The following is a 22,811-nucleotide window of genomic DNA, read 5'->3' on the forward strand; positions in this document are numbered from 1 at the left end:
AGCAGAGTTATATCTGATGAATTGCTATTAGCAGTATCGTTATCACAGCACCAACAAAGTAGTTCAGCCACAGGAAAACTTTCCAACTGCGATTAGCCTGTTCACAACTGGCATCTGTAATGTTCCAAAATCGTGCGGCATTAAATACGTAAGTTAGAATCGCAATCCCGATGATCCACGCCGGATTAGGCAAAGTAGTGACTAACACAGCAGCTAGTAAATAAAGTACTACTGAAAGCCGAATGGCTCCACGCGCCCCAATTACAGTGGCAATTGAGCTCAGATTAGCTTCCCGGTCTGCATTAACATCCTGTACTGCTCCAAGGATCTGACTGGCCATGCCCCACAAGAAAAAGGATCCCAGTGCTATCCACATCGCTGCTGAAGGAGATGTTCCAGTGATCGTTGCACCGATTAATGCAGGTGAAGTGAAGTGAGTAGAAGATGTTAGAGCATCGATAAAGGGGCGTTCTTTAAAACGCAATTTCGGTGCTGAATAAGCAATCACTGCTAGCACTGAGAGTGTCAGCCATAAAGACGACATCCAGGTGCCAAATATGAAAAGAATAACTAGGAAAGGAATTGTTGAGATAGCCGAGGCCCATAACAGTGTGCTGTGGGAACTTTTCGGTAGCACGGCCCCCTCGACGCCGCCTTTGCGGGGATTACGCATATCAGATTCGTAATCAAAAACATCGTTGATACCATACATGGCGATGTTATACGGGATAAGAAAAAATACGATGCCTAGCCAAAACAGCCAGTCAATCTCTCCTGCATTTAATAGGTAGGCCAGACCAAAGGGGTAGGCGGTATTGATCCAGCTAATGGGGCGAGATGACAATAGAATTAGTCTTATTTTTTCCATCATGACTACGGCTTTTCTGGCTCAGATTGCGTGGTGGTGGATCTAGTAGTGATGCTTCCATTGGCGATGGTGGGTAAGGAATGGTGTGGACGTTTTTTCCTGCGTTTAAACATATTTCCAGGCAACCATAGGGCAGGAATCAGAAGTACTGCGAAGAGCGGATAGAAAAGATCCTCTAGGGGGATTAAACCGAGCCAAATGCCAAGGTGCTGGGTATCGCCATATCCAAAGAGATCAGCCCAAACCATGAGGTTATCAAATATGATAGTTAGGGAACATAGGGTAAGGGCACTGACAGCGGTGATTGGTAAAAGTTTAGGTGTTCCAGACTGCAGCTTTAAGACAAATAGGACCATGGCTATTGCTAAAAAAGGAATGCTTATAAAAATATAAGTCATGGTTCAACCTCGGGAGTGGTAGTTGGTTGGAAAGTATCGCGCTGTGGTGTGAGGGGAGACTTTTTACCGGGTTTTTTAGGCAGTGGTGCTTTAAGCCATAATGCTGCTGCCGAGGTAAGGTTGAGGGTGATGTAGCAGAGGAAGAATAAGAAAAAAAGTTCTTCAATGGGCATATGGGGTGCAAGGTTAATACCGGACATAAACGCTGAGTCTCCGCGATAAAAAGTGCCAGTAATAATGCCAAATATATCCCATAAAAGAAATCCAATATATGCAGCACCTACCGAAAGAATTGCTCGTAACGGATGGCGGAAGAACGCTAGCTTCCAACGGTGGTCGCACAAAGCCATGCACCCAATGAGAACTAGGAGAGTACCTAGATAAATAAAGGCCATAAAAATATCGCTATCTTGCTCATTTTGTGAAATATCGATGATAGGGATCAAAATTTAATGATCGTATGAGGTCTTTTGAGATGGTGTCGTTTTAGGCGGCAATGGTTCGGGCAGTGGTCCTGCACTGGTATCGGCATGTAAACGCTTAATAATATTCTCGGCAGAAATTAAACACATGGGTATTCCTACACCCGGGACGGTGGTGGCACCGGAATAGAAGAGGTTATTGACCTTGCGGGAGCTATTGCGCCCTCTTAAGAAAGCGGACTGTCTGAGGGTATGTGCTGGACCCAGCGCACTGCCTACCCATGAATGGTAGCGGTGCTCAAAATCCGCAGGGCCAATGGTGCGTTTGACCACAATTCGGTCAGTGAGGTCAGGGATGCCGGCTTGCGTAGCAATTTGATTGATTGCATGTGACGCGATTGTTTCCACGGATGCTGAAGCCGACTGCATATACGCATCACCGTGGCCGATGCTGCTAGAGGCCTTGGTCGGAATTAAAACAAAAAGGTTTTCGTATCCAGCAGGTGCAACGCCGTCTTCGGACGTTGAAGGCTTGGAGACATAAATGGAATTTGATGCATTGTGGGGGCGGGTAAGTTGAGGCCCGTCGAAAACTACAGCAAAATCATCTGTCCAATCTTCACTGAAGAAAAGGTTGTGATGGTCGAGCTGGGGTAACTCTCCTTTTACGCCCAGGAGGATTAATACCGCTCCAATTCCAGGATTGCGATTGGACCAATATCGTTCGGGATAGGTTCGAAGTTCCCGGGGAAGCAGATTATTTTCTGTATGGTGTAGGTCGCCTGCTGAAACCACAAGATCCGCATCTAGATTTTGCACTTTTCTGTTGTGAAGCAAGCTCACACCTGTGGCGCTTGTGTTGCCCCTCGATGAAGCAGTGTTGATGGAAATGACCTCAGAATCGAGTTGAAACTCAACCCCGTTTTCCAGCGCTAACTGATGCAGAGCGTTAACCACTGCAGTAAAACCACCTATAGGGTATTTCACTCCCTGCACCAAATCGGTATGACTCATCAAGTGGTACATCGATGGGGTAGTAGTGGGTCGGGAAGACAGGAAGACTGCTGGATAGGTTAGGATCTGGCGCAACACCGGGCTACTGAATTGACTATTTACGTACTTTTGTAAAGAACGGGTCAGTAGAGAAAACAGTCGGCCAGCTCGGGTCAGTACATCCCGGTGAAGCAGCGGGCCTAACGTGGAGAAATTATTATAAAGGAATCTATCAATGGCAATGTCATAGGCGTCTGCCGCGCTATCAAGATAATTTCCTAGTTTTGCACCCGCGCCGGGTTCGATGGATTCGAATAGCGCAATTGCTTCTTCACGCCCAGTGGGGACATCGACAGCGTCATGTGTGCCAGAAAAAACTCGATAACCAGGCGTTAATTCTACCAAATCGAGATAATCAGAAGTACATGCACCAAAAAGTGCGAAGAAATGGTCAAAGGCCTCGGGCATGAGGTACCAAGAAGGTCCGGTATCCCATCGAAAGCCAGGAAAGCCTGATATTTCAAGCGATCCAGCTCGGCCACCGACATCAGTATTTTTTTCCAAAACAGTTACTTGCCAGCCATCACGTGCTAAAAGTGCAGAAGTGGCTAAACCAGCAACACCTGCGCCTATGACTACGGCGGTACCTGAGGAGCGTGGAGTTTTAGTCGAGACCTTCATCACGAATTCTTTCTGTAGATGCTCATAGATAGACCTTTCATCGTGGCTCTAGCGAGTGTAGAGAGTTTGATATGAAGTGGAACTCTGATTCGCTCCCGCAATAAATCGGCGGTAGGAGTAGCCTCAATTCGGTCAGTGAGTTTTTGAAAGAGCAAATAAGCAGAGATCACTCCGATGCGAGCCTGCACTGGTATTTCTGGAAATGCATCGTGGGCAATTGCTAGGTCTTGACGGATATCAGCGATGAGATCTTCTTTTTGTTCTTTAGTAAGAGTTCCTTGGCTGGTTTTGGGGAAATAAAATCGGCCCAAATTTTGCTGATCTTCTGCCAAGTCACGGAGAAAGTTAATTTTCTGGAATGCCGCTCCCAATGAGCGGGCTCCGTTTTGCATAATCTCTAGCCGTTTTTTGCTAATCGTTCTACCTTGGTTGAAAACGCTGAGACAAAGCAGGCCTATAACTTCCGCGGAGCCATAGACATACGTTGTGAAGCTATCTGGGTCGTGTGTATTAGCTTTGAGGTCCTTACGCATTGATGCAAAGAAGGCTATTACATGCTCTTGTTCGAAATCACAGCGTCGGGCAGTTTCACCATAAGCTTGTAAAACAAGATCTGTGTTGAAGCGTTGTTGTGGTGCTGCAAGAACCGCAATTTCATAGGCATCGAGAATCTCTTCGATTTTGGCAGTTGAGCAACCAGCGGCATGTGCAGTGCCGTCGACAATCTCATCGGCGATACGAACTACTGCATAGAGATTTCGTATGTCATTTCGTATGCGTGGGGATAGCAACCACGTAGACAGACTGAAGCTCGTCGAATATTCTTCGATCACTTTATGTGAAGCCTTGAATGAGGCCCGATTGTAAAGTCTCAGTGCACTTTTAAGGAAGAGAGGCGAATTTTGGTGTGTCATAGCTGAGGCTGCTTCTGGTATTTCTGATTGGACAATTTTGACGGCCACCAGATTTTCGGTCCGATGTCGTAGAACAAAGCAGGCACCAAGAAGGCGCGAACGAGCAGGGTATCAATAAGAACTCCAAAAGCGACAATGAAGGCAATTTGTGCCAGGAATAGAATTGGGATGACATAGAGTGCTGCGAACGTTGCGGCGAGAACTACTCCAGCTGAGGTAATTACTCCGCCGGTTACTGTCAGGCCTCGAAGAATTCCAAGTCTTGTGCCGTGGGTTTTGGTTTCTTCACGGATTCGGGTGACTAAGAAAATGTTGTAGTCGATGCCCAAGGCTACTAAAAATACAAATCCGTAGAGAGGTACTGCGGGGTCTGCTCCTGGGAAACTGAAAACGTGATTGAAAAGTAAAGCAGCCACGCCTAAAGCAGTAGCAAAAGACACCACGGTGGTGACTACTAGCAGGAGTGGTGCGACAATAGACCGCAGCAACAGCATGAGAATAACCAAAATGACCAGCAATACAATTGGGATGATCAGGTTGCGGTCATGGATGGAGGCATCGTTAGTGTCTACGGAAGTTGCAGTGACACCGCCTACTACCGCTGATATATTTTCATCTGCAAAAGTTTGGCGGATACTGCGAATAGCTTTTTGAGCTTCTTCGGAATCTGGTGCTTCGACAAGTGTTGCTTGTAAAAGGACTTGCCCTTCTACAACTACCGGGCCTGGAGCTGTACCAGAACCTAACGGCACAATACCGTCAGCGGTGATTGGGGCTGAGCCAGAGGGGGAGTCAGCACTAGTTACAGTTACAGTCTCGAAATTGTCGTTGTTAAGGACTACGTCAGCAGCCTGTGCTGCCTGTGTTTCATCAACGATAATATAAGCAGGACTGCCGGATCCACCGGGGAAGTGTTCGCCTAAAGCCTGCTGGCCATCACGTGCTTCAGAGGAACCCAGAACTAGGTCGGATTGGGACACACCGTCCGCTTTTAGTGTGGGAACGAAAGCCGCACCCAAGAGAAGCACAATAAGTGTAGATACCCAGATTGCACGAGGATGCTGCTCCACTAAATCAGCCACTTTTGACCAGATCCCGCTGGCGGGGATGTCGTTTTTCGCACGGGCTTTTTCAGGTTCGTATTTTGGTCGCTTGGGCCAAAAGGCCACCCGACCGAATACAAACAGCAGGGCTGGTAGCAGAGTAAGAGCAGAAAGCATTGCAAAAATAATGCCCACCGAAGCTACTGGACCTAGCGTGGAGTTAGATTTCAAATCACTAAATAGCAAACAAAGGAGGCCCGCAATAACAGTGCTGCCCGAGGCAAGAATGGGTTCCACCGATGCCCGGATGGCTTTCCCTGTGGCTATCCCTTTATCTTGTTGAACGCGTAACTCTTCACGGAAACGAGCAACGTATAGCAATGAGTAGTCGGTGGCGGCGCCAATGACCAGAATGAAGAGGATGCCTTGAGTCTGACCCGAAAGCAGCAGGATGTCCCACTTAGCTAGCCACCACACCACCAATAGAGCTACAGTCAGCGCAAACAAACTGGTGGCAAGCACGGCGATGGGCAGAATGAAGGAGCGATAGACGATGACAAGAATGACAAGGACGGCAGCCAAGGCGACTGCTAGGAGTAGCCCATCAATACCCGCGAAAGCTGCGCTGAGATCAGCGGTAAACCCAGCCGGTCCGGTCACATAGGTGCTCACATAGTCCGGCGTTTGCTGGGTCAAGGTCTCAGAGAGCTTCTCGACGCTTTCCGTCAGCTCCGCTGATGGATTGAGGGGGACAAACACTTGGACAGCTCTGCCGTCCTCGGATGGAATAGCAGGGGAGACTTCATCGGAAACTATGTCTAATTCTGAAAGCCCAGCAACAACTTCATTGAGTTGTGTGATGTCTTGCTGTGTTAAGGGTTCATCGCTGACCATTACGACAATGGCTGGGATGGATTCAGAATCAGTAAAATCTCCCAACTGTTCCTGTACTTGAGTGGCATCGGCAGATTCTGGCAGATATGTGGTCTGGCTGTTGGAGGAGACCTCACTAACCTTGCCAAAATAAGGACCGCCGACTCCAGCTCCTACAAGCCAAACTAAAATTAGCAAGGCGGGCAGAAAGATTCTCATCAAGCGAGGAGGACCAGATTTCTTCTTGTTCTCTGTTGTGATGCTAGTAGACATCAAATTCACTTCCGTTAAAGGCGTAAAGGTTAGTTCTAAGATTTGCGGCTGGCTAGTTGCTCAACTTGTTTAAGTAATAAATTTTGAGCCTTGGGATCTACCTGGGGGCTTAGTGTTTTGATCATCGAACGGCAGATATTTAAGTGGTCGGAGATGGCATTCAAGGAGTGATTCTTTGCTCCACACTGTATGAGAAGATGTTGAATTCGCTCTGCCTGAGAGGTGCTCAGATCTGCGGAGCCGAAGTTGTCTTGAATATCAGTCCATTTAGCAGTATCTCGAGCGAAGGCGATAATTGTAGTTTCTTTTCCTTCTCGAAGGTCAGAAAAGGCATCTTTGCCGTGTTCGGCTGCGTCACCAAAAGTAGATAAGTAATCGTCCTGCAATTGATAAGCGATGCCCAAGTTTGTGCCTATCTCACCTATCTTTGTTTCAATCTCCTGAGGTAGTTCCGCGAGAATTGCCGCTGCTCTCATTGGAAGTTCAAAAGTGTATGTGGCTGTTTTTAGCCGACTCATTTCTAGAGCAATGTCCATATTGGGGCTGATGGCTTTGCTGCTTAATCCCACATCAAGAAACTCACCCACAATAGTGTCATTTATCGTGTGGTTGAGTAAATCTAAAAGTCGAACCCGTTGGTGATGTGGAAGGTCAAGGCGCGCGAAGATTTGATGGGTGGCAGCAAGAAAAAGATTTCCCATAAGCAGTCCATTAGATTGTGCCCAATCTAGATGCTCTGGATCGCGCTGGATTTGTGCAAAACTTTCAGGTGTGCGATGCATGAGAATCTGCCCAATAAAATTAAGTTTGCCTCGGCGATAGAGGTCTCCGTCAATAACATCGTCATGAACCAAAAGGGAAAAATGCAGTAGTTCTAAAGCCACTGCTACCTGTAAAACGGTGTTGAGTTTGACCTCAATGTCATCGTCTACAAGCGTGTTGTATAGCCCCAGTAGCATTCGAGGGCGGATTAACTTGCCACCTCGCAAAGCTTGGAAAGCAGCATCTAGGCAGGTACGGAACTCTGGTTGATATGTGCTGCACTGTTGAGATAGCGAAGCGCAGATGCGGTTTAGTTCCCGATAAATCTCATCATTGAAATCAAGATCAGGATGAGTTGAATGTTCTGTGGTGATTGTCATGCCATTGTCCATTCGAGTATCACACGGCCAGTTATCTCGCAAAAATTCCCAATCGTTGTATATGGCGCTTTATTTTGATGAAGTACAGAAAGTGTGAATTTGGGTCCATAAAAATAATGTGCCTACAAGAAATTTATAGTATCCCATGAGTTAATATTTTTAAAAATAAACTTTATCTGACTTTGTAGAAAAAGGTGATTACTATGCTGAATATGCAGGAACCAGATAAAATCCATCCGGCAGAACCTACACTTCGTAATATTTATGACGTTAAAACTAGTGATCCCAAAAGTGAATTAGTTGATCGTTCTGGCATGTCGGAAGAAGACATTGCGCAAATTGGGCGGCTAATGAAATCGTTGGCCAGTCTTCGCGATGTGGAACGTAGTATTGGTGAAGCCTCGGCACGTTATATGGAGCTAAGTGCCCCTGATATGCGAGCTTTGCACTATTTGATTGTGGCGGGCAATGCGGGCGAAGTGGTGACTCCAGGAATGCTTGGAGCTCACCTTAAGCTTTCCCCGGCATCTGTAACAAAGACGCTTAATAGGCTAGAAAAAGGTGGGCATATTGTTCGTAATGTGCACCCCGTCGACCGCAGGGCTTTCGCCCTCATGGTCACTGATGCCACTCGTGGAGAGGCGATGCGGACGCTTGGTAAGCATCAGGCGCGTCGTTTTGATGCTGCTAAACGATTAACTCCACAAGAGCGTGAAGTGGTTATCCGATTCCTTCAGGATATGGCACAGGAGTTATCCCTTAATAATGCACCATGGCTCAACACGGAGTAGATGACCATCTACGTTAATTAAAGTGTGCAGAGCGGAGTGGCGGTGTTTAAGCCACCTGTCGCTGGGACTGTAATGAATGCGCATGGCCACCACCCACTGTCCTCTGTAATGTTCCGAACGTGAGACCATTGGTCACTACTGAGCTGTGGCGTGCGGGATAGTATAAATCCTGAGGACCGGCTTGGGCTGCCGACGATTGCTAGTGAATAATCATCTTCGATATAGGTCACGCGGTAGTTTGCTTGATTGTCTTCACTCTGAAATGGAATACCTGGGAAGCTAACCTTTAATGAAGCATTGGAAACTACTTTAGCGCTGCCTTCAATAACTGAAGGCCCAAAGAAAGTGCCACACTTATTTGTTACAGAGATTGTGTCCGAGTCGATCACGCCGTAATCAGCGGTAACGTCATGTGAGCACTGTAAAGAGAATGGTTGGGGAATTGCTGCGACTTGATACCACTTGCCTTTGTAGCGTTCTAGGTCAATGCTATTTTCAATTTCGGGCAGCGCTAGGTTTTCAGGAACCGAACTTAGGTTAGATACCTGCGAGGAGCCACCTGCAAGTCGTCCGCCGTCAAAAATGTCTTGGGCTTGTGCCGTGGATATCCCGAAAAGTGAAATGGCTGCGAGTAGTGCTGTGGTGACAAGTTTGCTTGAAATGCGCATAAAGCAAATCCTTTCTTCATGTTTATATTAACTCAATAGTTATTACTTCTAAAAGTATAGTAGATAGTTGTGGATGGGTGAAGAATTTCATAGAAATCGCACTCGATTCACTAAAGACCCAAGAGTAAAATCCCAGGATTTGCTTATACTTGCGCTCATGGATAATCAACTTCGTCCCACTTTGCATTATCAAGCTCAAAACCCGCACCGGCGAGTGCTGGTCACCGGTGCGACAGGCTACATTGGCGGCAGGTTGATTACTGAGTTACTTGCTGCCGGTTTCCAAGTTCGGGCCACCTCGAGGAAAAAAACAAGTCTTCAGCGCTTTGACTGGTACGAGGACGTCGAGGCAGTGGAAGCGGATCTGACTGACGCGACTGAGTTAGATACGTTATTTAAGGATGTAGACGTTGTTTACTATCTAGTGCATTCCATGGGAGGTAAGAATGTTGATTTTGAAGAGCAAGAGCAACGCACTGCTGAAAATGTAATTCAAGCTGCTGATCAAGCCGGGATAAAACAGATTGTCTACCTTTCCGGCTTACACCCGCGTAATCGAAAAATAGAAGAACTATCTAAGCACATGCGCTCACGGGAAAAGGTCGCCCAGATTTTGCTGGCAGGCCAGACACCAGCTTTAATTTTAAGGGCTGCCACAATTATTGGTTCCGGCTCTGCATCATTTGAAATAATCCGTCATCTCACGGAGCGTTTGCCTAGAATGATAGCGCCTCAGTGGATTACTAATCAGATTGAGCCTTTAGCAATACGGGATGTTTTGCATTACCTAATCTCGGCGGCTGATTTAAAGGATCCAGTCAACCGCTCCTGCGATATTGGGTGTGGAAAGTCGTATGAATTTGCGGATCTATTGCGTATCTATGCCGATGTTCGGGGACTGAAACGTCATGTAAATTCCGTACCTCTCAATTTGCCCATGGACAAGCTATCCGGTCTTTGGATTAGTCTAGTGACACCTGTTCCATTTCAATTGTCTTTCCCTTTAGCTCAATCAATGGCTGAGGATGCCGTCACTGAAGAGCACAGCATTAAAGATATTATTTCAGATCCACCCGATGGTTTTATTGAGTATCGGGAAGCAGTGGAGCTGGCATTAGCTGCAGAATTTGATCGTGGAGTTCCAACGTCATGGGATCGAAGCTGGACTGTACAACAACCGTGGGCTGGCCAGCCTACCGATCCAGAGTGGGCGGGCAAAGCTGTATATGAAGACGTCCGCACAGAAGATACTGATCTCCGAGCAGCGCAGGTCTGGCCGATCATTGAAGGTTTGGGTGGCGTGAACGGCTGGTATTCTGCACCACTGCTATGGCGATTGCGGGGTATCGCTGACAGACTCATCGGCGGTCCAGGTTTGGGCGGACGGCGGGATCCCCGTCATTTGAAACTTGGGGATCGCATTGATTGGTGGCGGGTTACTGAGATCGATCCACCACATAGATTAGTGCTCACCGCAGAGATGAAAGTAGATGGTGGCGCTTGGCTGATCCTGGAAGTTGCGGACAAGGAAAATGGCGGATGTACTTATACCCAGCGCGCAATATTTGAGCCGAAGGGTTTGCCCGGTTATCTCTATTGGTGGGTTGTTTCACCGTTCCATGCGATTATTTTTCCTTATATGCGTTCGAATATTTTAAAAGCTGCGCGTAAACTCACTTAATCGCAGAGTAGGCGTCTAAAGCAATTTGACGGGATTCTTTCAGATCGACGATGGGATCCGGATATGATGGTGTTCCATATTCGGGTACCCAGCGACGAATATAAGTTTCATCTGGATCAAATTTTTTCGCTTGGGTGACCGGATTAAAAATACGGAAATAAGGCGAAGCGTCATCTCCGCTACCCGCAGCCCATTGCCAGTTGAAAGCATTAGAAGCTGGATCAGCATCTACGAGAGTTTCCCAAAACCATTCTTCGCCATGACGCCAATGGATCTGGAGATTCTTGGTTAAAAAACTAGCTACTACCATTCTGACGCGATTGTGCATTGACCCGGTGGCCCATAATTCTCGCATGCCTGCATCGACCAGCGGAATTCCTGTTTTTCCTGCACGCCATGCTGCTAAATCCTCATGGAATTGGTCAGCTTTGGTGGGGATAAGAGGGGTGGATGGAGTGTTAAGTTTATCTTTTTCACTCGGATCCCAGGACCATCCGAAACGATTAAATTGCATACGAACGTTTTGCGTGTCCATGTGTGGCAGGGCATAAAGTCGATGCCACGCAAAATCTCTCCAGAGAAGTTCTTTAAGAAATAACTCAGTTCCTTCAGAGTCTATTGCTGCAGTCTCTGCCCACACGCGGTGGATGCTGATCTCACCAAACCTTAGATGAGCAGATAATTTACTTGTAGCGGATCGGGCTAAGCTGTCTCGAGCTTGCGGGTAGTCCTGTAGATGTTCCAAAAAATCAAAGAGTTTTTCCGAAGCATTTTTTTCACCGGGAGCACACTCCTTAACTAACGTTGTTGACCAAAAAGGTTGCTCCATTTCTAGGATGGGCAGCTCTACATCCTCTGGTCCTGTTAGGTGAGAGGGGACAGGCACATTGTTTTTAACAGTTTCATATGCATGTACTCTGGCTACTTCCCATGCGGCTTTAGAAAAAGGGGTAAATACCTTGTAGGGAGTTCCGGTAGCGGTACTGACTTCCCAGGGTTCAGTGAGTAAAAAACCTGGGTGGCTATGCACTTCAATCCCTTTATCACGGAGATTCTTTTTGAGAGTGGCATCCACTTCACATAACGGTTGATGATAGCGTCGATTCCATGTGACGGCTTTGACTTCCATCTCAGAGACTATTTTCGGCAGTATTTCAAGCGGATTACCGGTACGTCGTAGTAAAGGTACTCCGTAAAAAGAAAGATCTTGGGCTAAAGCATTAAGGCTTTGTTCTCGCCACCATCGTGCTGCGGCCCCAATGCTGCGATTGATCGTTTCATCAATGAAGAGTCCAATAACGGGGCCATGATCAGCAGCCCATTTTAAGGCAGCATTATCACTTAGTCGGAGGTCATCGCGGAACCATAGAAGGGTGGGAGAGCGTTGTGGATCATTCATAGCTAATGAGTTTAAAATAAACACCCTTGCGTTTGCATTCATTCAACCGTGGAGAAAGCCAGATTTATGACAACCTCAATCCAACGCAGAATCAGTATCGTAATTCCATGTCTAAATGATGCAGTACTTCTAGAACAGTGCTTAAGCTCAATTGTTGCGCAGACTCTTCAACCTGAGGAAGTCATCGTCGTGGACAACGGTAGCACTGATAACTCAGTTGAAGTGGCAAATCGGATGGGGGCTCGCGTGGTTCATGAGCCACTTCAAGGCATCACTTGGGCTAGTGCAGCTGGATATAATTCTGCGCGTGGAGACCTAATTGTCCGTTTCGACGCAGATTGTGTGATTCCTCCTGATCATCTAAGCCAAGTCAATGCCATTTGGAACCGTACAGAGGAGACGCCTGGCCGTACTATAGTTGCGCTAACAGGTACCGGCAGTTTTGATATTCCTGGCCGTATGGGAGAGTGGTTGGCTCTATGCTATCTAGGCGCCTACCGATGGTCTACGAAACAAGCACTAGGACACTATCCGATTTTTGGTTCGAACTCCGTAATTAGCAGGCAATGGTGGGAGGATGTAAAAGACCAAATTACGTTATCAGAAACTTTTGTGCATGAGGATATGTACTTTTCCTTCTTTGTCCGCCCACATGAGACGGTCTGGTTCGAAAAAAATTTAAAACTCATCATGCATCCACGTGCTTTGATGGGAGTCAGGCAGTCCTTTATCCGATTGGTACGAGGATTTTATACTATTAAAATTGCTTGGAAAAGAGAACCAGTCCATCAGCGGCTGGAATCTAGAAGAGATTGGACCTAACTTTTCTTTTTTAGATTCCTAACATCTCCGAGAACCTGGGGTTGGGGGCTCATCTGTTTATGGTGGTTAATCACAACACATCTTAGGAGATTAATCGCGTCTGAATCGACCAGAAAGCGCTGTAGCTTGAATCCTAGCCTATACAAGAAGATTCGGCTGCAAGAAGATTCGGCATAGAATTTTAGCGGCTTATCAAGCCTGGTGCCTATGATTATTAAGGCTGTATTAGTCGTAATCGGAATTTATGAGGTCGTTGTCCAACCCGAACGGATGCTGTTTATTTTCCTTATTCATCTTGGCTTTCGATTCTGCTTAGGCGGTTTGTGAAATGTTGTCAACTGGTTCTGGTTCGAAAGAACCCAGGTAAATAGTCGATTTTTGGATTTTATAATCAAACCACCCGACGTCGTTTGTTCGCCAGCACGATGAGCGCGCACAGTACAGATCCTGCGACCATCGCGAGAACCGTTCCGCCGAGAATGTCTACTTGAAGTGGTGCCGTCGCAGCGGTGTTGGTGGCAGAACTGGCAACGAATCTGCCTAAGAATCCTCCCGAAACTGCACCAACAATGGCAGCCGGCAATGAGAGCGCGATCATTTCAATAGCCATCACCAGAATCTGACCAGTTGAGGTCAGTCCAATGGTGCGCAGCAAATAACGATCGCGGGCACGCTCAGAAATGGTGAGTGCCACTGTGTTGATCAGGCCAACGGCAGCGATCGCTAAGGCCACGATGGCAAGCAGTGTGGACATGGTGGTGATGCGGGAAACCAGTTCAAAAGTGTTTTGGCGGGCGGAGAAACCCTCGGTGATGGAGTATCGTCCGTCGAAAAGCGAAATGGTCTTGCGTACCGCCTGCGCCGTGGCGTTGTCGGGGGCCTGGTTGGAGTCGCCGTCGAGCAGGATCAGTACGTTGCGTGTGGTGCTGGGGCCGGTGGCGAGTGCTGGGTCGATCATGGAGAAGTAGTTGTCGCTGTGGAAGATTTCCGCCTGCGTTGGGGTATCCGCGACAATGATGTTTGCAGCCTGGCCGGCCGGGTAAGCATCCTGGTCAGGAGAGTTTCTGCCCAAAACAAGGCCACCAGCTGGTGCACCAGTATCGCCTGCGCGCATCACGGAGGCTCCGTCTTCTTCAGCGAGCATGAGCACAGAGAAATTGCCGGAATCTTCCAATTCCACAGCGGTGGTGGCTGGCGCGATGGCAGTTTTCACGCCGTCGATGCTAGAGATTTCCTCCAGCATTCCGGCGGGGATTTCCCCATCAAGCGCTGTAACCATCATGTCTGTGCCGCCCATGCCTTTAGCCACGGCCACCAAATGCGTGCCGATATGTGCCTGGCCATGCAGAACAGCGGAGCTTAATGCAGAACCAGCAAGAATCACAGCGATCAGCGCCGCCGAACGAGATTTCTGCTTTGCTGCAAACGCCAATCCCAACTGAAGTGTTGGGACGGTGCCGCCCACAATCCTGGAGAATACGTGCAATAACCAGGGCACGAGCACCGCCGTGGCAATCAACAACGCACACACCAAAGCGCCTGAACCGGCGATGGATAAAGCCACTGAACGCATGCCGCGGTAGTCCGAGGTTGCCTCATACGCCCACATTCCGCCGGCGCCCACAATGCCCGCGAGCAGCAACCATAATGCACCGAACCAGGGGGAAGTCCTCGAAATAGCAGGCGTACTCAGTGATTCCACTGCGGATTTTCTGCACACACTGAACACTGCCGGTAATGCCGCAATCACGGACATCACCACGCCGACGCCAGCGATGAGCCACATCGTGCTACTTGGCAGATCAATCACATCAATGGGCACACGAATGCCAAAACGTGCGGCATTATCCGCCAACAAACGCGCCGCCATCAATCCGGCGGGCGCACCAAAACCAGCAGCCACCACACCGAGGATGCCGGCTTCAAAAATCACTGACCCCAAAATCTGCGGCGTCGATGCGCCCACTGAACGAATCAGCCCGAACTCGCGAACTCGCTCACCAGTGAGCACCGAATATGCAGAAAAGACCACCAAAAACGCCACGGCAGCAGCCACTGCCACAAACGCTGCGAGCAGCAAGAAATAGCGATCTCGCTGGCCCAAATAAGAATCAGCAAGCTTATCGACGTGCCCCTCCGCCGAAGCAACCACCACCGTAGCGTCGCTAAAGCTTGCAGCCTCTAGCGAGGCAGGATCGGAAGTTGCCACTCGGAATTCACCCCGCACACCGGAAGAATTCCACTCCATCAGCGCATCAGGAGACGCCACAACGAACGGTGCGCCACCTAAAGTTTCCTGCGCCGCTGGCTCCACCACGCCAACCACAAGAACCTCAGTGTCCTCAGTGTTTTGGGACAGGCGAATGGATACGTGCTCACCAACTTCAGGCGCACCCGGGGCCGTTGTTACTGCAATCTCACCAGGTCCTTGGGGCAATCGGCCTTCTAGGATTGGCCGCCACTGCAGTGGGCCTTCCGAAATTGACTGGACTGAAGTACTGGCGTAAATCCCGTCTGATTGCTTTACAGAGGCTGCAAAATTTTGATCAAAAGCCAGAGCTTCAACACCAGGTGTCGTAGCTAATTGTTGCTCAAAAGCTGCAAAGGAATCTTCGTTTTTCGCAGACACCGTGACCACAAGATCAGCGTTTTCATACGGCTTGGCAAAAAGATCATTAACACTGGACACCAAAGAATTTGTCAACGCAGTGGCGCTAACAGTCAATGCAACCGAAGCGAAAATCGCGAAAAACAATGAAAAATAGCGCCCACCTCGTCGCCGAAGTTGAGCGAAAGCAAGCCTGAACATTAACGCCCCACCCGCAAATCTGCCGTATCGATGATCTTGCCATCACGCATTGTGATCAACACGTCACCACGGTGAGCAGCATCTTTATCGTGGGTGACAAACACAAGTGACTGCCCAAAATCATCAACAATGCTGCGGAACAAATTCAACACTGCATCGCTGGTGACGGAATCCAAACTTCCTGTTGGCTCATCCGCAATGACAATATCGGGCCTAGACATCAACGCCCGGGCAATCGCGGCGCGTTGTTGCTGACCGCCAGACAGCTCCCCAGGCAAATGGCGCATACGATTATCAATCTTCAACACACTGGTGATGTGTTCAAACCACTGCTTATCCACCCTGCGATGCGCAAGACGCAACGGCAGCAAAATATTGTCCTTCACCGACAAAATAGGCACCAAGTTGAAATCCTGAAACACCATGCTGATGTGCGTGCGACGCAGCTTGGCACGCTTATTTTCTGACAGGGAGCTCAACGTGATGTTGTTTTTGTTCAGTGTCACTCTGCCTGAGGTTGGCTGCGCCAATCCGGAAAGGCACTGCAACAGAGTTGTTTTGCCAGAGCCTGATTGCCCCATGATGGAGGTCCATTTGTCGGACTGAATCTGTACAGAAATGCCATCGAGAGCCCGAACTTCTGTTGATCCTTTTCCATAGATCATCATGAGATCTTGGGCTGAAAGGACCGGCGGAGCGTTATCTGTGGCAGGGTTCAAGATTATTCCTTTGGGGCGTAGCTGCGTGGGTGGACTAACGCATCAACACTATATGGGCATTTGGGCATAGAAAAACCCGCGATGCCTACTTCGAGGTAGATATCACGGGTTTTTCTATGCAAGAGGTTTAGCGGCGCATGATCTTCTTGGACAGCCAATTGCCCAGAAGCTGGGCTGCCTGCACGATGATGACGATAACCAGGACGGCAACGTACATAACTTCGTTGTCGAAGGCGCGGTAGCCGTAAACAATGGCGAAGTCACCAAGACCACCGCCACCGATGTAGCCGACCATTGCGGACATATCGACGATCGCGATGAACAGGAAGGTGTAACCCAGAACCAATGGTCCAAGTGCTTCTGGAATGATCACGGTGGCGATGATGCGCATCGGGGACGCACCCATGGAGCGAGCTGCCTCGATGACACCAGGATCAATGGAGACCAAGTTTTGCTCCACGATTCGAGCCACAGAGAAAATCGCTGCGACAACCATGACGAAGATGCCGGCATCTCGGCCGATGGAGGTGCCCATGACGGCGACCGTTAGTGGCTTGATGGCGGCGATCAAAATAATGAATGGGATGGGTCGAACAAAGTTCACCAGCACATTCAAAATGGTGTAGATGACCTTGTTCTTCAAGATTCCACCAGCGCGGGTGGTGTAAAGCAGCAGGCCGACGACAAGACCCAGTAAGCCAGCCACCACCATGGTGATGATGACCATCAACAGGGTGTCAATGATGGCTGTTTGGAAGGTGGGTCCTAGCCGGTTCCAGTCAGCTGCGAGGATCATCTCGTTCATCGGGTGATCTCCTTGATGGTCGTGGTCTTGGTCAAGGTTTGATAGAACTCTTCAATCGCAGCGGTGTTGCCGGTGAGTCGAACAGTCATTTTGCCAAATGATTGGCGTTGCAAGGTGGTCACGCCACCGTGAACGATGTTGACAAAAGCACCTTGTTCGGCAGCACGAGCGGTTGCTGCAAAGAAGCCGGACGTTTCAGTCAGATCAATGGTGAACAGACGTCCCTCATGGCTAAGCAGATCTTCCGATTCCACTTGGTCTGGGGTGTTACGCAGCGCGGTGGCCACGAACTTTTGAGCAACCTGTGTTTGTGGATTGGAGAACACCTCGTAGACGCTGCCGTATTCCACAACTTTGCCGGATTCCATCACAGCAACCTTGTCTGCGATGGAACGCACAACTTCCATTTCGTGGGTGATCACAACGATGGTGATGCCCAGTTCGCGGTTTACCTTGCGCAGCAGCTCCAGAACTTCATGGGTGGTTTCTGGGTCCAAAGCGGAGGTGGCTTCGTCGGCAAGCAAAAGCGTTGGATTGGTGGCCAGTGCACGGGCAATGCCGACGCGCTGCTTCTGGCCGCCCGACAGCTGCTCGGGGTAGTTTTTGCCTTTGTCGCCCAGGCCGACGAACTCGAGCATTTCTTGCACGCGAGCTTTACGAGCTGCCTTGTCCATCTTGGCAACTTCCAGCGGGTACTCCACATTTCCAGCCGCAGTACGCGACTGGAACAGGTTGAACTGCTGGAAAATCATGCCGATATTACTGCGCAGTTTACGCAGCTTAGACTCGGGCATTCCGACGATGTCGGTGCCGTTGAGCAGCAACGAACCGCTCGTGGGGGAGTCAAGGCCATTGATGAGGCGGACAAGAGTGGACTTGCCGGCGCCAGAGTAACCGATGATGCCGATTACCTCACCGGGTTCTACGGTGAGAGTGACATTATCAAGCGCGGTGGTTTTAGCAGATTTATTGTTGCTAAAGACTTTGGTTATGCCGCGGAACTCAACGCGAGTGCCCTGGGTGCTGGGTTGCTGCGCGGAGTATTCCTCTGGCGTCGGTGTGGACGCGGTGTGTGACACGACGGTGTCCTCGATTCGTACAAAAGTCGGGGGACAAAAGCTGGAAGACAAATAGTTTAACGCCCCGAGGAAGCGTACGCGACGTGGTGTTCGTCAAAAGATTCCAAGCGGGGCGTTTGAAGTTCACAGTCTGATTTTCAGGCTGTGATTGTGCAAAGAAATCTGCACATGGGTATGCAAAGAACTCAAAAGAGATTATGCGTTTTCCTGATCAGCCTCAAGGCGATCAAGGATTTCCTGAAGGTCAGCTCCTGGACGATCAACTGGGACGGAGGTGCCCTCAGAGTCGCGGTCTACTGCAGCCAGAACCTCTGGGTCGTGCCACAGCTCAACGAGGCGGGCGATGTTGGCATCGTCCTTGTCCTCAGCCTTGGTGACGAAGACGTTGATGTATGGCTCTGCTTCTTCAGACTCAGGATCATCTTCGAAGACCGCGAGGTTTGGATCGATGCCTGCGCGGTCAAGGAAGGAGTTGTTGATGATCGCTGGGCGACCCTCCTGGTAAGCGGTTGGTGCCTGAGCTGCGTCGACTGGGATGACGGAAACCTTGGAAGCTGCCTCGTCGATATCGACTGGAGCTGGGGTGACCAGACCTGGGGTCTTCAGGGTGACCAGACCTGCCTGAACGAGAACGTTGATGGCGCGGCCCTGGTTGGAAGGATCGTTAGGGATGGCAACGGACTCGCCGTCAATGCCGTCGATGGAGTCGTGGTCCTTCCAGAATAGTGCCAGTGGCACGATTTCGCTGGAGCCAACTGGGGTGAGGTCTGCGCCGGAGCCGACGTTGTACTCAGCCAGGAACTTCAGGTGCTGGAAGAGGTTAACGTCCAGCTGATCCTGGGCAAGAGCCTCATTTGGGGTGGAGTAGTCAGAGAAAGGAACGATGTCGAGGGTGATGCCCTCTTCAGCTGCCTTGTCTTCGAATACGGTCCATGCTTCCTTCGCAGCGTCGGTGGTGCCGATGCGGATGGTCACGCCTTCGGTGCCTTCAGCAACAGTGGTGCTGCTTCCATCGGAATCGGAGCCACAGGCAACAAGTGCGGTTGCGGCGAAGAGGCCAGCGATGGCGGTGGTTGTGATGCGACGAAGTTTCATTTTCAAATACGTCCTTGTTTGGGAAAGTTTTTGTGAATGGATCATGAAATGGTCATTCAAGTATTTAGGAGATTAGCACCATAGACCGCGATCTGTACAGCTTGGTCTATTTCCTTCTCCGGCTGGCGTGGAAAACTTATTGGAAAATTTGTTCTAAAAATGTATCCTATCATTATGGAATGGAATGGCGGGGGAAGCTTTAACGGCAGGCCATTATCGTGGTCCAAATTGGAAAGAATCCTCTCAGGTAAAAAGGTCGAATCTCTGCGTCCGGTGCTGCATGAGCCGGATGCGCAGGCGCCTTCATCTGCCATGCAGGGGGAAGCGTCGGTTCCTTTTGCCGAGCTGCATGCCACCAGCAGTTATAACTTTCTCACTGGCGCATCGGATCCGTCTGATGTGGTTGTGCAGGCCAAAAAGTTAGGACTTGTTGCTCTATCAGTCATGGATAGGGATGGTTTTTATGGTGCAGTGAGATTTGCGGAAGCTGCCGCGGAAGCTGGAATGCATACCGTTTATGGTGCGGAGCTGAGTCTGCAAGAAGGCGTGTTGACAGTCTTGTGTAAAAATCCGGAAGGCTACAAAAAGCTCAGTCACCTGATCAGTGACGCGAAAATGGCAACGGGAGAAAAGGGGGAAGTTCGCTATCCGCCGCTGCCAATGGTTGCTGAACATGCTGCAGGGGATTGGGTGGTCCTTGCAGGTTTTCAGTGGTTGGACAAAATCGACTATGTGATCGATTGCTTTAAACCGGAAAATATTGTGCTGGAATTCGGTTCAACCATGACACCGGAAGACGCCGACCGCAATGAATACCTCAGAAGAACGCAAGCCAAATTCCAGCTTCGAGGCATCCTAAGCACCAACCCAGAATCCGCTGCCCGGGGGAGCGTGCGGCTTGCCGGCGCCAAGCAGGCACTAGCCCGCAAGATGCCGCTTGCCGACGCCGAAAGCGAGCTACATCCCATGGGCACTACCTGGATGCGCAGCGGGGATACATTGTTAAAAGCACACCCTGATTACGCGGATCTCATTGCAACCACGGTGGAATTAGCTGCTGAATGTGCTTTCACCCTAGATTTGGTGGCCCCGAATCTGCCCAAGTGGGATACCCCTGGTGAACACACGGAAATGTCCTGGCTTGCGCACCTGGTTTCCACTCGGATTGATACCCGCTATGTGGGGCGCTCCGCAGACATCAAAGCACGAGCTGCCACACAAATTGACTATGAATTAGGCGTTATTGAAAAGCTGGGTTTTCCAGGCTATTTCCTCGTCGTTAATGATCTGGTGGAGTTTTGTCGCGATTCCAATATTTTGTGCCAAGGCAGAGGTTCCGCGGCGAACTCGGCGGTGTGCTTTGTCCTAGGCATCACCAACGCGGAGCCGATCTCTGCTGGATTGTTGTTTGAACGGTTTTTATCTCCTGACCGGGATGGTCCACCAGATATTGACATTGATATTGAATCCGGCAGGCGCGAAGAAGTAATCCAATACGTGTATGAAAAATACGGAAGGGATAACGCAGCTCAAGTAGCCAATGTCATTACCTACCGAACAAAAGGCGCGATGCGTGATGCTGCCCGTGCACTGGGTTACCCGCAAGGTGCTGCCGATGCCTGGGCTAAAGGAACCTCGGAACCACCCGATGATGTGCTGGAATTAGCTGCGCAATTTAAAGGGCAACCACGGCATTTGGGTATTCACTCCGGTGGCATGGTCATTTGCGATCGCCCCATCGCCGATGTGGTGCCAGTGGAATGGGCTCGGATGGATAACCGCTCGGTTGTGCAATGGGATAAAGATGACTGTGCCACGGCAGGCTTGGTCAAATTCGACCTTTTGGGATTGGGCATGTTGGAAGCCATCCATCACATGCTGGATCTGGTGGCAGAACACCGAGGTAAAAAGATCAATTTGTGGGAACTAGATCTGGCGGAACCGGAGGTCTATGACATGTTGTGCAAGGCAGATGCCGTGGGTGTGTTCCAGGTGGAATCACGTGCGCAGTTATCCACGCTGCCTCGACTCAAGCCCCGCACCTTCTTTGACCTGGTCGTGGAGGTAGCTCTGATTCGTCCAGGTCCCATCCAAGGCGGATCGGTGCACCCGTATTTGCGGCGCCGTGCTGGTGAAGAGGCCATCACTTATGACCACCCCGTGTTGGAAAAGTCTTTGGGTAAAACCTTAGGAATCCCACTGTTTCAGGAACAGCTCATGCAGGTAGCTGTTGATGCTGCAGGTTTTAGTGGTGGGGAAGCGGATTCCTTGCGCAGAGCGATGGGGTCGAAACGCTCACCTGAACGCATGGCTGCGTTGCGCTCGCGGTTTTTCCAAGGGCTGAAAGATACCAATGGGATTGTGGGGGAGACCGCCGAGAAACTGTGGAACAAAATTGTGGCCTTTGCTGCCTACGGTTTTCCGGAATCGCATTCGCAGTCGTTTGCGTCCTTGGTGTATTTCTCCGCGTGGTTTAAATACCACTACCCGGCTGAATTCTGCGTGGGATTATTGCGGGCACAACCCATGGGTTTCTATTCACCACAGTCTTTGATCAGTGATGCCAGACGCCACGGCGTGAGTATCCTGCCGATCACGGTCAATGATTCCGGTGTGGAGGCCGATGCTCCGAATGGTGCGATTCGATTGGGGCTCAACCTGGTGAAAGGCCTTGGCCACGATGCCGCGCAAAGAATAGAGGACAACGCCCCGTTTGATTCCATTCCGGATTTATCGCGCCGGGCTGATCTTAATGTTGCTCAAGTTGAGGCATTGGCGCGAGCGGGAGCGGTGGACTGCTTGGGGGTCGGACGTCGACAAGCATTATGGCAAGCGGGCGTCGCAGCGACCGAAAAACCTGGAATGCTGCCTGGCCTTTCGGTGATTGAAGCTCCGGCGTTGCCGGGGATGAGCGCCTTTGAGCTGATGGCGACCAATATTTCCGCCACGGGAGTCACCGCGGATTATCAGCCGATGGCGTTGATTCGGGAGCGGATGGAGGAGCTGGGGATCGTGCCGGCGGATCGGCTATTGGAGGTGGAAGATGGCACGCGGCTGCGGATCGCTGGCATTGTCACGCACCGGCAGCGCCCGCAAACTGCGTCGGGGCTGACATTTTTAGGGATGGAGGATGAGACCGGGCTGATGAATGTGATGGTGTCCGTTGGGTTGTGGCAGCGGCAGCGCGTGCTGGCCAGAAATGCCAAGGCGTTGATTATTCGAGGGATTGTGCAGAATGCGCAAGGGGTGGCGACAGTTGTCGCTGACCGGTTGGAACCGTTGGACATGGGGGAGTTTCTCAGCCGTGGCTCACGAGATTTTCGATAATTTGGCAAA

18 protein-coding genes are annotated in these 22,811 nt (G+C 50.0%); 4 read left to right on the forward strand and 14 right to left on the reverse strand.

Annotation, left to right across the window (positions count from 1 at the left end; all coding sequences use genetic code 11):
* Positions 1 to 7: 7 nt before the first annotated feature.
* The 7 genes from CGL_RS03110 to CGL_RS03140 form a co-directional block, all read right to left on the reverse strand.
* Positions 8 to 871 carry a prenyltransferase gene (locus CGL_RS03110; RefSeq protein WP_011013770.1) on the reverse strand — a complete coding sequence of 288 codons (864 nt, stop codon included), beginning with the start codon at positions 869 to 871 and terminating at the stop codon, positions 8 to 10.
* Positions 872 to 873: 2 nt separating this feature from the next.
* Complete coding sequence (locus CGL_RS03115; RefSeq protein ID WP_011013771.1) at positions 874 to 1,266, reverse strand: lycopene cyclase domain-containing protein; 393 nt, start codon at positions 1,264 to 1,266, stop codon at positions 874 to 876.
* The gene (locus CGL_RS03120) at positions 1,263 to 1,712 is read right to left on the reverse strand and encodes a lycopene cyclase domain-containing protein (RefSeq protein ID WP_011013772.1); all 450 of its coding nucleotides are present in this window, start codon (positions 1,710 to 1,712) and stop codon (positions 1,263 to 1,265) included. The genes CGL_RS03115 and CGL_RS03120 overlap by 4 nt, the downstream gene beginning before the upstream one ends.
* Positions 1,713 to 1,715: 3 nt before the next feature.
* Positions 1,716 to 3,362 carry a phytoene desaturase gene (locus CGL_RS03125; RefSeq protein ID WP_011013773.1) on the reverse strand — a complete coding sequence of 549 codons (1,647 nt, stop codon included), beginning with the start codon at positions 3,360 to 3,362 and terminating at the stop codon, positions 1,716 to 1,718.
* Complete coding sequence (locus tag CGL_RS03130; RefSeq protein ID WP_011013774.1) at positions 3,362 to 4,276, reverse strand: phytoene/squalene synthase family protein; 915 nt, start codon at positions 4,274 to 4,276, stop codon at positions 3,362 to 3,364. The genes CGL_RS03125 and CGL_RS03130 overlap by 1 nt, the downstream gene beginning before the upstream one ends.
* Entirely contained in the window at positions 4,273 to 6,411 is a 2,139-nt protein-coding gene (locus CGL_RS03135) for an MMPL family transporter (RefSeq protein ID WP_011013775.1), read from the reverse strand. Before CGL_RS03135 ends, CGL_RS03130 begins: the two co-directional genes overlap by 4 nt.
* Positions 6,412 to 6,500: 89 nt before the next feature.
* Positions 6,501 to 7,424 (reverse strand): polyprenyl synthetase family protein, encoded by a 924-nt coding sequence (locus CGL_RS03140; protein WP_306556813.1) that lies wholly within the window; start codon positions 7,422 to 7,424, stop codon positions 6,501 to 6,503.
* Positions 7,425 to 7,810: 386 nt separating this feature from the next.
* Here CGL_RS03140 and CGL_RS03145 point away from each other — a divergent pair, with 386 nt between their 5' ends.
* Positions 7,811 to 8,398 (forward strand): MarR family winged helix-turn-helix transcriptional regulator, encoded by a 588-nt coding sequence (locus tag CGL_RS03145; RefSeq protein WP_011013777.1) that lies wholly within the window; start codon positions 7,811 to 7,813, stop codon positions 8,396 to 8,398.
* 17 nt (positions 8,399 to 8,415) lie between these two features.
* On the opposite strand, the gene CGL_RS03150 is transcribed toward CGL_RS03145, so the two are convergent.
* A complete protein-coding gene (locus CGL_RS03150; protein WP_011013778.1) occupies positions 8,416 to 9,066 on the reverse strand; it encodes a lipocalin family protein in 651 nt (216 codons plus the stop codon).
* Between the two features lie 157 nt (positions 9,067 to 9,223).
* On the opposite strand from CGL_RS03150, the gene CGL_RS03155 reads away from it, so the two are divergent.
* A complete protein-coding gene (locus CGL_RS03155) occupies positions 9,224 to 10,747 on the forward strand; it encodes an SDR family oxidoreductase (RefSeq protein WP_020948522.1) in 1,524 nt (507 codons plus the stop codon).
* On the opposite strand, the gene CGL_RS03160 is transcribed toward CGL_RS03155, so the two are convergent.
* Positions 10,740 to 12,188: a cryptochrome/photolyase family protein gene (locus CGL_RS03160; RefSeq protein ID WP_011013780.1), complete on the reverse strand. Its 1,449-nt coding sequence runs from the start codon at positions 12,186 to 12,188 to the stop codon at positions 10,740 to 10,742. The genes CGL_RS03155 and CGL_RS03160 overlap by 8 nt on opposite strands.
* 24 nt (positions 12,189 to 12,212) lie before the next feature.
* On the opposite strand from CGL_RS03160, the gene crtX reads away from it, so the two are divergent.
* On the forward strand, positions 12,213 to 12,968 hold the full coding sequence (crtX, locus tag CGL_RS03165; RefSeq protein ID WP_011013781.1) for a C50 carotenoid glucosyltransferase CrtX: 756 nt from the start codon (positions 12,213 to 12,215) through the stop codon (positions 12,966 to 12,968).
* A gap of 391 nt (positions 12,969 to 13,359) precedes the next feature.
* On the opposite strand, the gene CGL_RS03170 is transcribed toward crtX, so the two are convergent.
* The 5 genes from CGL_RS03170 to CGL_RS03190 all read right to left on the reverse strand — a co-directional run bounded on the left by CGL_RS03170 (position 13,360) and on the right by CGL_RS03190 (position 19,475).
* Positions 13,360 to 15,657, reverse strand: coding sequence for an FtsX-like permease family protein (locus CGL_RS03170; protein WP_231838286.1), 2,298 nt, complete (start codon positions 15,655 to 15,657; stop codon positions 13,360 to 13,362).
* Positions 15,658 to 15,776: 119 nt separating this feature from the next.
* Complete coding sequence (locus CGL_RS03175) at positions 15,777 to 16,496, reverse strand: ABC transporter ATP-binding protein (protein WP_011013783.1); 720 nt, start codon at positions 16,494 to 16,496, stop codon at positions 15,777 to 15,779.
* A gap of 127 nt (positions 16,497 to 16,623) precedes the next feature.
* Positions 16,624 to 17,301 (reverse strand): methionine ABC transporter permease, encoded by a 678-nt coding sequence (locus CGL_RS03180; protein WP_003854626.1) that lies wholly within the window; start codon positions 17,299 to 17,301, stop codon positions 16,624 to 16,626.
* Positions 17,298 to 18,380 carry a methionine ABC transporter ATP-binding protein gene (locus tag CGL_RS03185; protein ID WP_003854632.1) on the reverse strand — a complete coding sequence of 361 codons (1,083 nt, stop codon included), beginning with the start codon at positions 18,378 to 18,380 and terminating at the stop codon, positions 17,298 to 17,300. Before CGL_RS03185 ends, CGL_RS03180 begins: the two co-directional genes overlap by 4 nt.
* Positions 18,381 to 18,575: 195 nt before the next feature.
* A complete protein-coding gene (locus CGL_RS03190) occupies positions 18,576 to 19,475 on the reverse strand; it encodes a MetQ/NlpA family ABC transporter substrate-binding protein (protein ID WP_011013784.1) in 900 nt (299 codons plus the stop codon).
* Positions 19,476 to 19,634: 159 nt separating this feature from the next.
* Here CGL_RS03190 and CGL_RS03195 point away from each other — a divergent pair, with 159 nt between their 5' ends.
* Positions 19,635 to 22,802, forward strand: coding sequence for an error-prone DNA polymerase (locus tag CGL_RS03195; RefSeq protein ID WP_011013785.1), 3,168 nt, complete (start codon positions 19,635 to 19,637; stop codon positions 22,800 to 22,802).
* The last annotated feature ends 9 nt before the right edge of the window (positions 22,803 to 22,811 follow it).

Source organism: Corynebacterium glutamicum ATCC 13032 (assembly GCF_000011325.1).
GTDB lineage: Bacteria > Actinomycetota > Actinomycetes > Mycobacteriales > Mycobacteriaceae > Corynebacterium > Corynebacterium glutamicum.